Here is a 14,446-nt window from a genome sequence, read left to right as displayed (position 1 = left end):
CGGCGCCCCCCGCGGTCCGGCGACGCCTCGGACAATCCGTAGCAAGCCCGAGGCGCACTGCTCCACGCCGGACAAACGCCAGGCCGCACGTTCGGCCCTACGGTGGGGTGCAGCACACCCCACGACTCCGAAGGGCCGGAACCTCCATGACTTCCACCCACGCCTTCTGGCTCGCCGGCCGCCGGGCCACCGGTGAGGACAGCTTCGACGTCACCAACCCCTGGGACGGCCGGCTCGTCGGCACCGTCGGCGTGCCGACCGACGCGCAGATCGAGGAGGCCGTCGCGGCCGCGCACGCCGTGCGCGAGGAGTTCGCCGCGACCCCGGCCCACGTCCGGGCCGCCGCGCTCGACCACGTCGTACGGCGCCTGGTGGAGCGCACCGAGGAGATCGCCCAGCTGATCTCCGCCGAGAACGGCAAGCCCATCAAGTGGGCCCGCGGCGAGGTCGGCCGCGCCGTCTCCGTGTTCCGGTTCGCCGCCGAGGAGGCCCGCCGCTTCAACGGCGGCGACGCCCAGCGCCTCGACACCGACGCGGGCGGCACCGGCCGCCTCGGCCTGACCCGCCGCTTCCCGCGCGGCCCGGTCCTCGGTATCGCCCCGTTCAACTTCCCGCTGAACCTGAGCGCCCACAAGGTCGCCCCGGCCATCGCCGTCGGCGCCCCGATCATCCTGAAGCCCGCCCCGGCCACCCCGATCTCCTCGCTGATCCTGGGCGAGATCCTGGCCGAGACCGACCTGCCGGCCGGTTCGTGGTCCGTGCTGACCGTCCCCAACGACCGGATGCCCGCCCTGGTCCAGGACGAGCGCCTGCCCGTCATCTCCTTCACCGGCTCCGGCCCCGTCGGCTACTCGATCCTGGAGTCGGTGCCGCGCAAGCACTGCACCCTGGAGCTCGGCGGCAACGCCGCCGCCGTCGTCCTCGGCGACTACGCCTCCGAGGAGGACCTGGACTGGGCCGCGAACCGCATCGCGACCTTCGCCAACTACCAGGGCGGCCAGTCCTGCATCTCGGTGCAGCGCGTCATCGCGGACGCCTCGGTGTACGACCGGCTCGTCCCGAAGATCGTCGCGGCCGTCGAGGCCCAGGTCACCGGGGACCCGTCCGACGCCACCACCGACGTCGGCCCGCTGGTCAGCGAGGACGCCGCCAAGCGCGTCGAGTCCTGGGTCGACGAGGCCGTACGGGGCGGCGCCCACCTGCTCGCCGGCGGCAAGCGCGACGGCGCCACCTACGCGCCGACCGTGCTCGCGGACCTCCCGGCCGACGCCACCCTCTCCCACGAGGAGGTCTTCGGACCCGTCCTCTCCGTGCACAAGGTGAACGGCGAGGCCGAGGCGTTCGCCGCGGTCAACTCCTCCAAGTACGGCCTGCAGGCCGGTGTGTTCACGCACGACCTGCAGACCGCCTTCCGCGCCCACCGCGCCCTGGAGGTCGGCGGCGTGATCATCGGCGACGTCCCCTCCTACCGCGCGGACCAGATGCCGTACGGCGGCGCCAAGCAGTCCGGCGTCGGCCGCGAGGGCGTCCGCTACGCCATGGACGACTACACCTACGAGCGCGTGCTGGTCCTCACCGGCCTCGCTCTCTGAGTCCCGGAACCGGAACGACACCCGGTCCACCGGCACCGCCCGCCTCCATCCGCCTGGACAGCGTGGAGCGGACGGCGACGGAGGCGGCCGCAGCCCACTGTGCGGGGGCTGCGGCCGCCTCCGTGCGTGCGCTCCCGGCCGCCGTGTGCGCGTGCGCGGGGCGGGAGGCGGGACGCGAGCCATGGACTGCCCGTGCGCACTCCCGGGCCGCCCTGTCACGGCGACAACGGCCGCTGGGGTGGTCGCGGACCCGATCGGCATCCGCGAATGGCGGCGGGCCCGCGCATCGGGTACATCAGGACACGTAGCACCGTTCGGTACGGCACGGCAGGCACCCGCCACCGCCCGGACCGGCCGCGTCCGCCCATCCCCACGCTGCGGCGAGGTGAGTTCCTCATGTCCGCCCCATCCGCACCCAAGAACACTCCCGCGATCACCGAGCGCGAGGCGCGCCGAGTGGCCGAGGCCGCCCGCGAACAGGACTGGCACAAGCCGAGTTTCGCCAAGGAACTCTTCCTCGGGCGCTTCCGGCTCGACCTGATCCACCCGCACCCGCTGCCGTCCCCGGACGACGTCCGGCGCGGGGAGGCGTTCCTCTCCCGGCTGCGCGACTTCTGCGAGACCAGGATCGACGCCGCCCTCGTCGAGCGCGAGGCCCGGATCCCCGACGAGGTGATCAACGGCCTCAAGGAACTCGGCGCCCTCGGGATGAAGATCGAACCGAAGTACGGCGGGCTCGGGCTGACCCAGGTCTACTACAACAAGGCGCTCACCCTGGTCGGTTCGGTCAGCCCCGCGATCGGCGCGCTGCTCTCCGCCCACCAGTCCATCGGCGTACCGCAGCCGCTGAAGCTCTTCGGCACCCAGGAGCAGAAGGACGCCTTCCTGCCCCGGCTGGCGAGCACCGACATCTCGGCGTTCCTGCTCACCGAACCGGACGTCGGCTCCGACCCGGCCCGGCTGGCCACCTCGGCGGTCCCGGACGGCGAGGACTACGTCCTCGACGGCGTGAAGCTGTGGACGACCAACGGCGTCATCGCCGACCTGCTCGTCGTGATGGCGCGCGTACCCGAGTCGGACGGCCACAAGGGCGGCATCACCGCGTTCGTCGTGGAGGCGGACTCCCCGGGCATCACCGTCGAGCACCGCAACGCCTTCATGGGCCTGCGCGGCATCGAGAACGGTGTCACCCGCTTCCACCGCGTACGGGTCCCGGCCGCGAACCGCATCGGACCCGAGGGCGCGGGGCTCAGGATCGCCCTCACCACGCTCAACACCGGACGGCTCTCGCTGCCCGCCATGTGCGTCGGCGCCGGGAAGTGGTGTCTCAAGATCGCCCGCGAGTGGTCGGCGGTGCGCGAGCAGTGGGGCCGTCCGGTCGCCCGGCACGAGGCCGTCGGCGCCAAGATCTCCTTCATCGCCGCGACCACCTTCGCCCTGGAGGCGATGGTCGACCTCGCCTCCCAGATGGCCGACGAGAACCGCAACGACATCCGGATCGAGGCGGCCCTCGCCAAGCTGTACGGCTCCGAGGCGGGCTGCCTGATGGCCGACGAACTCGTCCAGATCCGCGGCGGGCGGGGCTTCGAGACCGCCGCGTCCCTCGCGGCCCGGGGCGAACGCGCCGTCCCCGCCGAACAACTCCTGCGCGACCTGCGGATCAACCGGATCTTCGAGGGCTCCACCGAGATCATGCACCTGCTGATCGCGCGGGAGGCCGTCGACGCCCACCTGAAGGTCGCCGGGGACATCATCGACCCCGGCAAACCCCTCTCCGCGAAGGCGAAGGCGGGCGCGAACGCGGCAGGCTTCTACGCCCGATGGCTGCCCAAACTCGTCGCCGGCCCGGGACAACTGCCCCGCACGTACGGGGAGTTCACCCACCCCGGGCACCCGGACCTCTCCTCCCACCTGCGGTACGTCGAACGTAGCTCCCGCAAGCTCGCGCGCTCCACCTTCTACGCCATGTCGCGCTGGCAGGGCCGGATGGAGACCAAACAGGGCTTCCTCGGCCGGATCGTCGACATCGGCGCGGAACTCTTCGCGATGAGCGCCGCCTGCGTGCGGGCCGAGCACCTGCGTTCATCCGGCGACCACGGCCGCGAGGCGTACCGGCTCGCCGACACCTTCTGCCGACAGGCCCGCCTCCGGGTCGAGGAACTCTTCACCCGCCTGTGGTCCAACACCGACGACCAGGACCGGCGCCTGGTCGACGGCATCCTGTCCGGCGCGTACACCTGGCTGGAAGAGGGCGTCGTCGACCCGAGCGGTGACGGCCCGTGGATCGCCGACGCCACCCCGGGACCCAGCACCGGGGACGACGTCCGCCGCCCGGTGCACTGAGCGGGCGGCCCGAACCGCCGGCCCCGCGCACACCGCGGCGGCCCGTACGGCCGACGGCGTGCGCCCGGTCGTACGGGCCGCACCGGGCAGGCTCGGCCGGGCAGCGGGGACACCCTGTCCACGCCCGCGGCCGATGCGGCAACAATGGGGGTCATGAGCGACAGCCCTGCCCCCCTTGCCGACCCGCACCTCGTCTTCGATGCCGCGGAAGGCCGCCGGGATCTCGTCATCCTCGGCTCCACCGGTTCCGTCGGCACCCAGGCCATCGACCTGGTGCTGCGCAACCCCGACCAGTTCCGTGTCACCGGCCTCGCCGCCGCGGGCGGACGGGTCGACCTGCTCGCCGAGCAGGCGCGGCGACTGCGGGTGCGTACCGTCGCCGTCTTCGCGCCGGACGCCGTACCGGCCCTCCGCGAGGCGCTGCGCGAGCGGTACGGGGCGGGCGAACCGCTCCCCGAGATCCTCGCCGGGCCCGACGCCGCGTCCGAGCTCGCCGCCACCGACTGCCACACCGTGCTCAACGCAATCACCGGCTCCATCGGCCTCGCCCCCACGCTCGCCGCCCTCGGCGCGGGCCGCACCCTCGCCCTCGCCAACAAGGAGTCGCTGATCGTCGGCGGCCCGCTGGTGAAGGAGCTGGCCAAGCCCGGCCAGATCATCCCGGTCGACTCCGAGCACGCCGCCCTCTTCCAGGCGCTCGGCGCGGGCACCCGTGCCGACGTGCGCAAACTCGTCGTCACCGCGTCCGGCGGACCCTTCCGGGGGCGCACCCGGAAGGAGCTGGCGGGCGTCACCCGCGAGGAGGCCCTCGCCCACCCGACCTGGGCGATGGGACCGGTCATCACGATCAATTCCGCCACCCTCGTCAACAAGGGCCTGGAGGTCATCGAGGCGCACCTCCTCTACGACATCCCGTTCGACCGGATCGAGGTCGTGGTCCACCCCCAGTCGTACGTGCACTCGATGGTGGAGTTCACCGACGGCTCCACCCTCGCCCAGGCCACGCCCCCGGACATGCGGGGCCCGATCGCCATCGGTATCGGCTGGCCCCGGCGCATCCCGGACGCCGCGCCCGCCTTCGACTGGTCGAAGGCGTCCAGTTGGGAGTTCTTCCCTCTCGACGACGAGGCGTTCCCCTCCGTGGGACTCGCCCGGCACGTGGGCATGCTCGGCTCCACCGCCCCCGCCGTCTTCAACGCGGCGAACGAGGAATGCGTCGACGCGTTCCTGTCGGGAAGGCTGCCGTTCACCGGCATCATGGATACGGTCACGGCGGTGGTGGCCGAACACGGCACCCCCGTCGCGGGAACTTCGCTCACGGTCGCAGACGTCCTGGAAGCGGAGACCTGGGCCCGCGCCCGGGCCCGTGAACTCTCGGCGAAGGCGACAGCGGAGGCGCGCGCATGAGCATTTCGACGGTCCTGTTGACGATTCTCGGCATCGCCGTCTTCGTCATCGGCCTGCTGTTCTCCATCGCCTGGCACGAACTCGGGCACCTGTCGACCGCGAAGCTCTTCGGCATCCGCGTCCCGCAATACATGGTCGGCTTCGGACCGACGATCTGGTCACGGAAGAAGGGCGAGACCGAGTACGGGATCAAGGCCATCCCGGCCGGCGGCTACATCCGCATGATCGGCATGTTCCCGCCGGGTCCGGACGGCCGGCTGGAGGCCCGTTCCACCTCTCCGTGGCGCGGCATGATCGAGGACGCCCGTTCCGCCGCCTTCGAGGAACTCGAACCCGGCGACGAGAAGCGGCTCTTCTACACGCGCAAGCCGTGGAAGCGCGTCATCGTGATGTTCGCCGGACCGTTCATGAACCTGGTCCTCGCCGTCGGGATCTTCCTCGGCGTGGCGATGACGTTCGGCTTCCAGACCCAGACCACCGAGGTCGCGGGCGTCCAGAAGTGCGTGATCCCGCAGAGCGAGAACCGCGACACCTGCAAGAAGTCCGACGAGGTCTCGCCGGCACAGGCCGCCGGGCTCCAAAAGGGCGACCGGATCGTCGCCTTCAACGGCCAGAAGGTCGACGACTGGGACACGCTCTCCGAGAAGATCCGCGGCACCATCGGCCCGGCCACCCTCACCGTCCAGCGCGACGGTCAGGACAAGACACTCCACGCCGTGCTCAAGGAGAACGCGGTCGCCAAGAAGGACTCCAGGGGCGATGTCGTCCCCGGCGAGTACGTCAAGGCGGGCTACCTCGGCTTCGCCGCACAGACCGAGATCATCCCGCTCTCCTTCGGCGAGTCGGTCGTCCGCATGGGAGACATGATCGAGGACGGCGTCGACTCGATCATCGCCCTCCCGTCCAAGGTCCCCGGCCTGTGGGACGCCGCCTTCGGCGACGGCGAACGGGCGGCCGACTCGCCGGTGGGCGTCGTGGGCGCGGCCAGGATCGGCGGCGAGGTGATGACGCTGGACGTACCGGCGCAGAACCAGGTCGCGATGATGCTGTTCCTGCTGGCCGGCTTCAACCTCTCGCTGTTCCTCTTCAACATGCTCCCGCTGCTGCCGCTCGACGGCGGACACATCGCCGGGGCGCTCTGGGAGGCGCTGCGCCGCAACGTGGCACGGGTCTTCAGGCGGCCCGACCCCGGCCCCTTCGACGTGGCCAAGCTGATGCCGGTCGCCTACGTCGTGGCGGGCGTCTTCATCTGCTTCACCCTGCTGGTGCTGGTCGCCGACATCGTGAACCCGGTCAAGATCACCTGACCGACCAACCTGACCGACCGTCCGGCCGAAGCCCCCGGAGGACCGGCCGGTGCACCAACGGTGACGGCCCGGCACACAGCGTGTGTCCGGGCCGTACCGGAACGCGGCACTCCAAGGCGCCGTGTGCTCGGCGGCGCTCCCGGTGCCGTAATCTCGGAGGCCGGAGCCCGCCGAACTCGGGACCTCGATCCACACCTTGGGGATGCTCAGCGCATGACTGCGATTTCTCTCGGAATGCCGTCCGTACCGACCAAGCTCGCCGACCGGAGGGTCAGCCGCCAGATCCAGGTCGGGTCGGTCGCGGTGGGCGGGGACGCGCCGGTGTCGGTGCAGTCGATGACCACGACCCGTACGTCGGACGTGGGCGCGACGCTGCAGCAGATCGCGGAGCTGACGGCGTCGGGATGCCAGATCGTGCGCGTGGCGTGCCCGACGCAGGACGACGCCGACGCGCTCGCGACCATCGCGAGGAAGTCGCAGATCCCGGTGATCGCGGACATCCACTTCCAGCCGAAGTACGTCTTCGCGGCCATCGAGGCCGGATGTGCCGCGGTCCGTGTGAACCCGGGCAACATCAAGAAGTTCGACGACCAGGTCAAGGAGATCGCCAAGGCGGCGAAGGACCACAACACCCCGATCCGCATCGGTGTGAACGCGGGCTCCCTGGACCGCCGTCTGCTCCAGAAGTACGGCAAGGCGACCCCCGAGGCGCTCGTCGAATCCGCGCTGTGGGAGGCGTCCCTCTTCGAGGAGCACGACTTCCGCGACATCAAGATCTCGGTGAAGCACAACGACCCGGTGGTCATGGTGAACGCCTACCGCCTGCTCGCCGAGAAGTGCGACTACCCGCTGCACCTCGGCGTCACGGAGGCCGGTCCCGCCTTCCAGGGCACGATCAAGTCGGCGGTCGCCTTCGGCGCGCTGCTCTCGGAGGGCATCGGCGACACCATCCGCGTCTCCCTCTCGGCCCCGCCGGTCGAGGAGATCAAGGTCGGCATCCAGATCCTGGAGTCGCTGAACCTCAGGCCCCGCCGCCTGGAGATCGTCTCCTGCCCGTCCTGCGGCCGCGCGCAGGTCGACGTCTACAAGCTCGCCGAGGAGGTCACGGCCGGCCTCGACGGCATGGAGGTCCCGCTGCGCGTAGCCGTGATGGGCTGCGTCGTCAACGGGCCCGGCGAGGCCCGCGAGGCGGACCTGGGTGTGGCCTCGGGCAACGGCAAGGGACAGATCTTCGTGAAGGGCGAGGTCATCAAGACCGTGCCCGAGTCGAAGATCGTCGAGACCCTGATCGAAGAGGCCATGAAGATCGCCGAGCAGATGGAGAAGGACGGCGTCGTCTCCGGTGAACCCGAGGTCTCCGTCGGCTGAGCCCGCCGCACGGCCGCCGGGACCCGCGCGTACTCGCGTCCGGGGTGTCCGGGCGTGGCCGCCGGGATTCGCACGCACCACGGCGCCCCGCCGGACGGACCTCCGCCCGGCGGGGCGCCGCGTCGTGACCGGACCCGTCCCGTCGCGCGGTCCCGGTCCCCCGCCGGGGCGGCGCGGCACAGCCTCTTTGGGTACAGTGCGGAAATCAGCAGACCGCATGGTGAGGCCCCCTCGTGTTGACGCAGACGACCACCCGGGTCCTCGAACCCAGCGACCTCGGCGCCGCTCTCGCCGTTCTGGAGAGCGACCCCGTCGCCAATGCCTTCGTGACGTCCCGGGTCCGGGTCGCGGGGCTCGACCCCTGGCGCCTCGGCGGTGAGATGTGGGGCTGGTACGCCGACGGGCGGCTGCGCTCGCTGTGCTACTCGGGCGCCAACCTCGTACCGATCTGCGCGTGCCCCGAGGCCGTCAGGGCCTTCGCCGACCGCGCCCGCCGGGCCGGCCGCCGCTGCTCCTCGATCGTCGGCCCCGCCGAACCCACCGCTCAGCTCTGGCGGCTGCTCGAACCCGGCTGGGGCCCCGCCCGCGAGGTCCGCGCCCACCAGCCGCTCATGGTCACCGAGAGCCCGTCCGCCGACATCGCCCCCGATCCCCTGGTCCGCCGCATCCGCAAGGACGAGATGGACGTTCTGATGCCGGCCTGCGTGGCGATGTTCACCGAAGAGGTCGGCATCTCCCCGCTCGCGGGCGACGGCGGACTCCTCTACCAGGCACGTGTCGCCGAACTCATCGGCGCCGGCCGTTCGTTCGCCCGGATCGAGGACGGCGAGGTCGTCTTCAAGGCGGAGATCGGCGCGGCCACCCCGCAGGCATGCCAGATCCAGGGCGTCTGGGTCGCCCCCGAACACCGTGGACGCGGCCTGTCGGAGACCGGCATGGCGGCGGTCCTGCGCTATGCGCTGGCGGACGTCGCCCCCGTCGTCAGCCTCTACGTGAACGACTTCAACACCCCCGCCCGCCGGGCCTACGCCAGGGTCGGCTTCCGCGAGACCGGCGCGTTCATGAGCGTCCTGTTCTGACCGGCCGACGGCCGACGGAGCGGGCACGCACGGGCCGGGGGCCGGCCACGCACGAGAGCCGGGGCCCGGCCACCCGGCCGTTCCACCCACCCCGTCGCGGCCAGTAGGGTCGGCCCATGGCAGCAGTTCCCGGGGACGGACCCCGCACTCCCAGCGTCCGGATCGGCCCGGTCGATCTCGCCGCGCGCGTGGACGAGGCGCTCGCCGTGCAGGCCGTCGCCTTCGGCCTCGGCCCGCAAGAGGTCGAGGTACGCCGCCATATCGTCCTGCGGCATCTCGACCACCCGCACGCCCGCGCCCTCGGCGCCACCACCCCCGACGGCCGGCTCGTCGGCTTCGTCTACGGCATGCCCAACGAACGCGCCCACTGGTGGTCCACCGTCGTCGAGCCCTACCTCCGCGCCACCGGCTCCGCGCACTGGCTGGACGATTCCTTCGTCATCACCGAACTGCACGTCCTGCCCGCGTTCCAGAACCGAGGCATCGGCCGCTCCCTGATCACCACCCTCACGGACGCCGCCGACCAGCCCCGCTCCATCCTCTCCGCGATCGACACGGACAGCCCGGCCCGCGGCCTGTACCGCAGTCTGGGCTACCGGGACCTGGCCCGGCAGGTGCACTTCCCCAGTGCCCCCAAGCCGTACGCGGTGATGGGAGCGCCGCTCCCACTGCGCCGCGAAGGGCAGGCGCCGTAAGCAGGCGGGGGATCGGGGAACCGCGCGGGACGGACCTGGAGTCGTGCGGGGAGCGGCGGGGGAGCCGCGCCAGGGACGGGCCGGGAGCCGTGTGCGGGACGGACCGGGGCACCAATCGATTTCCGCCCGGCCGGGCCGCCCGGCTAACCTCCTGCTCATCACCCTTTCCGAGCAGGAGTTCATCATGGCCCAGGTCCAGCGCATGTCCCGATTGATGATCAAGACACTGCGCGACGACCCGGCGGACGCCGAGACGCTCAACCACAAGCTGCTCGTCCGGGCCGGATACGTTCGTCGCACCGCCGCCGGGATCTGGACCTGGCTGCCGCTCGGCAAGAAGGTCCTGGAGAACATCACCCGCGTCGTGCGCGAGGAGATGGACGCCATCGGCGGCCAGGAGGTCCTGCTGCCCGCGCTGCTCCCCAAGGAGTCGTACGAGGCCAGCGGCCGCTACGAAGAGTACGGCGAGCTGCTGTTCCGGCTGAAGGACCGCAAGGGCGCCGATTACCTCCTCGGCCCCACCCACGAGGAGATCTTCACCCAGGTCGTCAAGGACCAGATCACGTCCTACAAGGACCTGCCCGTGATCCTGTACCAGATCCAGACCAAGTACCGGGACGAGGCCCGCCCGCGCGCCGGGGTGCTGCGCGGACGCGAGTTCCAGATGAAGGACTCGTACTCCTTCGACACCACCGACGAGGGCCTCGCCGAGGCGTACCGGCTGCACCGCGGCGCCTACATCCGCATCTTCGAGCGGCTCGGCCTCGACTACCGCATCGTCTCCGCCATCTCCGGCGCCATGGGCGGCTCCGCCTCCGAGGAGTTCCTGGCCCCCGCCCCGGCCGGTGAGGACACCTTCGTCGACTGCCCCGCCTGCGACTACGCGGCCAACACCGAGGCCGTCACCTTCCAGGCCGCCCCGGCGGAAGGATCCGCGCACGGCCCGGCCGAGGAGCTGGACACCCCCGACACCCCGACCATCGAGACGCTCGCCGCGCACCTGGGCGTGCCCGCCTCCGCGACCCTGAAGAACCTGCTGGTCAAGATCGACGGCGAGATCGTCGCCGTGGGCGTGCCCGGCGACCGCGAGGTCGATCTCGGCAAGCTCGGTGAGCACCTGGCCCCCGCCGTCGTGGAGCTGGTCACCGCGGAGGACTTCGAGGGCCGCTCCGACCTGGTGCGCGGATACGTCGGCCCGCAGGGTCTCGACAAGGTCCGTTACATCGCCGACCCGCGCGTCGCCCCCGGCACGTCCTGGATCACCGGTGCCAACAAGCCCGGCACCCACGTGAAGAACGTCGTCGTCGGCCGCGACTTCGAGGTCGACGAGTACCTCGACGTGGTCGTCGTCGAGGAGGGCGACCCCTGCCCCAAGTGCGGCGCCGGCCTCAAGCTGGACCGTGCCATCGAGATCGGCCACATCTTCCAGCTGGGCCGCAAGTACGCGGACACCTTCCAGCTCGACGTGCTCGGCCAGCACGGCAAGCCGGTCCGGGTCACCATGGGCTCCTACGGCGTCGGCGTCTCCCGCGCCGTCGCCGCGCTCGCCGAGCAGACCGCGGACGAGCACGGGCTGTGCTGGCCGCGCGAGGTCGCCCCGGCCGACGTCCACGTCGTCGCGGCGGGCAAGGCCCTCCAGACGGAACTGGCCCTCGAGGTCTCGGACCGGCTCGCCGCCGCCGGCCTGCGGGTCATGGTCGACGACCGGGCCGGTGTCTCGCCCGGCGTGAAGTTCACCGACGCCGAGCTGATCGGCGTCCCGAACATCCTGGTCGCCGGCCGCCGCTCGGCCGAAGGCGTCCTGGAGCTCAAGGACCGCCGGACCGGCGAGCGCGAGGAACTCACGGTCGACGAGGCGATCGCGCGCCTCACCGCACAGAACTGAGCCGCGGCACACGGCAGCCCCCGCGGCGACGCACGGGGGCTGCCGTCGTGCTCCCGGGGCGGCCGGGGCGGGCGCGGAAGACGCCCGGCCCCACGGTCTACAGCCAGCCGGCGAACTCCAGCGTCAGCTCGCCCTCCTGGCGGCGGCCCGCCGCCAGTGCGCGGGTGCCCGACTCCACCGCGCGAAACAGCGTCCAGCCGTGCAGCCGTTCCCGGTCCACGTCCAGCGCGTCGGCCAGCTTCTTGATCCGGCGCCGCGCCGACGCCGGACCCGCGGGGGAGGCGATCAGGTCCTCGACGCGGTCGCGCACCAGACGCGCGAGATCGTAGGCCCGCTCACCGACCAGCGGCTCGGGCCCGACCGCCAGCCAGGGCGCGCGCTCGCCCGCCAGGACCTTGCTCTGCCGGAAGTTCCCGTGGAGCAGCAGGAGTTCGGTGGAGCTGCCGGTCAGCTCATCGCGCGCCGCGAGCGCCGCGGAGACCAGGGGCTCCAGGCCCGGATCGGCCGCGGCGCGGGCACGCATCGGTTCCGCCTGGCGCGCGGTCCGCTCGGTGACCGTCTCGAAACCGTGACCGGTCGGCGGCTCGACCCAGAGGCGGCGCACCGTGCCGGCCGCCTCCAGCAGGGCCTTCGCCTCGGGCAGCGAGCGCAGCGACACCTCGGGATGCAGCCGCTCCAGCAGCAGCGCGCCGGGGCCGTCGTCGAGCAGCCGCACCGCGCCCCACCCGTTCCAGTGCGCCAGCGCCGCCCGCTCCAGTCCGGGCGCGGCCCCGGGCGGGACGATCTTCAGCGCCGCCGGGGTGCCGTCGGGGCACGTCACCAGCAGGACCAGACCGCTGCGGCCGCCCGGGGCGACGACCCGGTCGACGGTCAGCTCCCGCCCGGTCGAGGTCAGTGCTTCCCCGGTCAGTGCCGGAAGCCGTGCCAGCCAGTCGGCGGCGGCGTCCCCGTACGACTCGCCGAGCGCTCGCACCAGCCGCTGCGGCGGTTCGAAATCCATACGTGCCTTGTTCCCTCTCGAAGCCTCTTCAGTGCGCGGAGCCGGGCCCGTTGCCCGGAGCGGCTCCGTCCCCGTTGCCCGGAGCGGCCCCGGCGGCGGTCTTCGCCGCCCCGGCCGCCGCGCCGGACCCGTCGGCGGTGTGCTCGACGAGGCCGGGGAACGGTACGCCGCTGCCCCGCCAGCGGACCGCGCGCACGGCGGACTCGCGCAGCGCGTCCGCCGCCTGGCGCCTCAGCGGCCCCTCGGCCGCCCGCACGAGGTCGGAGTACACGTCCGCGACCCGGTCCTCCAGCACGGCGGCCAGCCGGACCGCCGCCGCGGCGTCCGGGACCGCGAAGGGCAGGGCGTACGCGGCCCGGGCCGCCACCGGTTCGGCGCCCAGGTCGCGGACCCTCCGCACCAGCGCGTCCCGGCGGGACCGGTGGGCGTGGTACGCCGCGGTGGCCTCGGCCCGGCGGCCCGCCGCGACACGCCCGCCGAGCACCCCGTACCCGTACACCGCCGCGTGTTCGGCGGCCAGGGCCGCCTGGGCGGCCTCTCGCGTCGCGTCGCTCGTCGCGGTCCCGTCGCTCATGACGAGGTCTCCTTGGCCAGGTCGGTCAGCAGATAGGCGTGGGCCGCGCCGGCCGCCGCGACCGACGCGAGCAGTCGGGCCAGTTCCGGCGGCGCCTCCATGAGGGCCGCCAGGTGGGCGTCGGCCGTGCGAAGCTCCGCGTCGGCCAGTTCCTGGACGGCGGCCCGGGCACCCTTCGCGCGGGAGCGCGGGGCCGTCGGAGCCTGTTCGCCGTCGGGGGCCAGCGTCCTGACGTGGGCGCGTACGGCGTCGCGCAGCGGCGCGAGCCCGGCGGCGGTCGCCGGATGGGCGCTCACCACGTGCTCGTAGCGGGCCAGCAGTTCCAGGCTGGTGCGCGCGGCGCTCGCCCGGAGCCTGTGCTCCGTCCGCACGGCCCGAGCGATCTCGGCGGCGGTCGGTGCGCCGGTCCGGGCGGAGCCCTCACCGTCCCCGGACCCGCCGCAGCCGCTCAGGGCTGCGCCCATGGCGATCACCCCTGTCGCGGTCAACGCGCCTCTGCGCGTCGTCCCCGTGCGCCGCACTTGTTTCTCCTTCGGGGTTGGGCCTGTTGTGACTGGAACTGTCCAGAAGTGATCACCGCAGGCGAGCGTACCCGTGACCACGAGGCAGGAGGACGGCAACACCCCTCGGGACCGGATACCCTGTGACCTGACACGCAAGATCCCACAACAGCACACGCGGCCGAGGAGTCACCCGGATGAGCACCACCCAGAGCGAAAGGCTGCGCGGGCTGCTCGAACCGCTCGTCAGCGCCGAGCGACTGGACCTCGAGGACATCGAGGTGAGCCGGGCGGGCCGCCGCCGGGTGCTGCGGATCGTCGTGGATTCCGAAGAGGGCGTGGAGCTGGACGCCTGTGCCGAGCTGAGCCGTGCGATCTCCCAGAAGCTCGACGAGACCGACGCGATGGGCGAGGGCGAGTACGTCCTCGAAGTCAGTTCCCCCGGTGCCGACCGACCGCTGACGGAGCACCGCCACTACGTACGTGCCACGGGTCGCCTGGCCAGGCTTCACCTGCGCGAGGGCGGCGAGCTGGTCGCCCGGATCCTCGCCGTGGACGAGGACGGCCTCGACCTGGAAGTGCCGGGCGTCAAGGGCCGCAGGCCCACCTCCCGCCGGGTCGCCTTCGACGAGATCGCCAAGGCGCGTGTGGAGATCGAATTCAGCCGCAAGGACAAGAAGGAAGAGGAGGCGTAGC

At 72.3% G+C, this 14,446-nt stretch carries 12 protein-coding genes; 9 read left to right on the top strand and 3 right to left on the bottom strand.

The annotated features are described in order from the left end of the window. Nucleotides 1-146: 146 nt before the first annotated feature. The 8 genes from ACGF2V_RS15895 to ACGF2V_RS15860 all read left to right on the top strand — a co-directional run bounded on the left by ACGF2V_RS15895 (nucleotide 147) and on the right by ACGF2V_RS15860 (nucleotide 11,676). Nucleotides 147-1,592, top strand: a complete 1,446-nt coding sequence (locus ACGF2V_RS15895) for an aldehyde dehydrogenase family protein (RefSeq protein ID WP_362618671.1) — start codon at nucleotides 147-149, stop codon at nucleotides 1,590-1,592. A gap of 396 nt (nucleotides 1,593-1,988) precedes the next feature. After that, the gene (locus ACGF2V_RS15890) at nucleotides 1,989-3,935 is read left to right on the top strand and encodes an acyl-CoA dehydrogenase family protein (RefSeq protein ID WP_362618669.1); all 1,947 of its coding nucleotides are present in this window, start codon (nucleotides 1,989-1,991) and stop codon (nucleotides 3,933-3,935) included. A gap of 153 nt (nucleotides 3,936-4,088) precedes the next feature. Further along, a complete protein-coding gene (gene dxr, locus ACGF2V_RS15885; protein ID WP_362618666.1) occupies nucleotides 4,089-5,342 on the top strand; it encodes a 1-deoxy-D-xylulose-5-phosphate reductoisomerase in 1,254 nt (417 codons plus the stop codon). After that, nucleotides 5,339-6,649, top strand: a complete 1,311-nt coding sequence (locus ACGF2V_RS15880; RefSeq protein ID WP_362618665.1) for a site-2 protease family protein — start codon at nucleotides 5,339-5,341, stop codon at nucleotides 6,647-6,649. Before dxr ends, ACGF2V_RS15880 begins: the two co-directional genes overlap by 4 nt. Nucleotides 6,650-6,862: 213 nt before the next feature. Beyond that, the gene (gene ispG / locus ACGF2V_RS15875; protein ID WP_362618663.1) at nucleotides 6,863-8,017 is read left to right on the top strand and encodes a flavodoxin-dependent (E)-4-hydroxy-3-methylbut-2-enyl-diphosphate synthase; all 1,155 of its coding nucleotides are present in this window, start codon (nucleotides 6,863-6,865) and stop codon (nucleotides 8,015-8,017) included. Nucleotides 8,018-8,250: 233 nt separating this feature from the next. Beyond that, nucleotides 8,251-9,096, top strand: coding sequence for a GNAT family N-acetyltransferase (locus ACGF2V_RS15870; RefSeq protein WP_362618661.1), 846 nt, complete (start codon nucleotides 8,251-8,253; stop codon nucleotides 9,094-9,096). 116 nt (nucleotides 9,097-9,212) lie between these two features. Further along, on the top strand, nucleotides 9,213-9,791 hold the full coding sequence (locus ACGF2V_RS15865; protein WP_362618660.1) for a GNAT family N-acetyltransferase: 579 nt from the start codon (nucleotides 9,213-9,215) through the stop codon (nucleotides 9,789-9,791). Nucleotides 9,792-9,975: 184 nt separating this feature from the next. Then, complete coding sequence (locus tag ACGF2V_RS15860) at nucleotides 9,976-11,676, top strand: proline--tRNA ligase (protein ID WP_362707990.1); 1,701 nt, start codon at nucleotides 9,976-9,978, stop codon at nucleotides 11,674-11,676. Between the two features lie 97 nt (nucleotides 11,677-11,773). On the opposite strand, the gene ACGF2V_RS15855 is transcribed toward ACGF2V_RS15860, so the two are convergent. From ACGF2V_RS15855 to ACGF2V_RS15845, 3 genes are read right to left on the bottom strand one after another with little or no spacing between them, the layout of a single operon-like run. After that, entirely contained in the window at nucleotides 11,774-12,676 is a 903-nt protein-coding gene (locus ACGF2V_RS15855; RefSeq protein WP_362618657.1) for an aminoglycoside phosphotransferase family protein, read from the bottom strand. Between the two features lie 28 nt (nucleotides 12,677-12,704). Next, nucleotides 12,705-13,250: a ferritin-like domain-containing protein gene (locus ACGF2V_RS15850; RefSeq protein ID WP_362707992.1), complete on the bottom strand. Its 546-nt coding sequence runs from the start codon at nucleotides 13,248-13,250 to the stop codon at nucleotides 12,705-12,707. Beyond that, complete coding sequence (locus tag ACGF2V_RS15845) at nucleotides 13,247-13,771, bottom strand: hypothetical protein (protein ID WP_362707994.1); 525 nt, start codon at nucleotides 13,769-13,771, stop codon at nucleotides 13,247-13,249. The genes ACGF2V_RS15850 and ACGF2V_RS15845 overlap by 4 nt, the downstream gene beginning before the upstream one ends. 176 nt (nucleotides 13,772-13,947) lie before the next feature. On the opposite strand from ACGF2V_RS15845, the gene rimP reads away from it, so the two are divergent. Then, nucleotides 13,948-14,445 carry a ribosome maturation factor RimP gene (gene rimP, locus ACGF2V_RS15840; protein WP_362618652.1) on the top strand — a complete coding sequence of 166 codons (498 nt, stop codon included), beginning with the start codon at nucleotides 13,948-13,950 and terminating at the stop codon, nucleotides 14,443-14,445. Nucleotide 14,446: the final 1 nt, after the last annotated feature.

The sequence above is a fragment of the Streptomyces sp. NPDC047982 genome, assembly GCF_043204165.1.
Classification (GTDB): Bacteria; Actinomycetota; Actinomycetes; order Streptomycetales; family Streptomycetaceae; genus Streptomyces.
The sequence above is the reverse complement of the archived record's forward strand: the minus strand, read 5'-3'. Positions and strand labels throughout refer to the sequence as shown.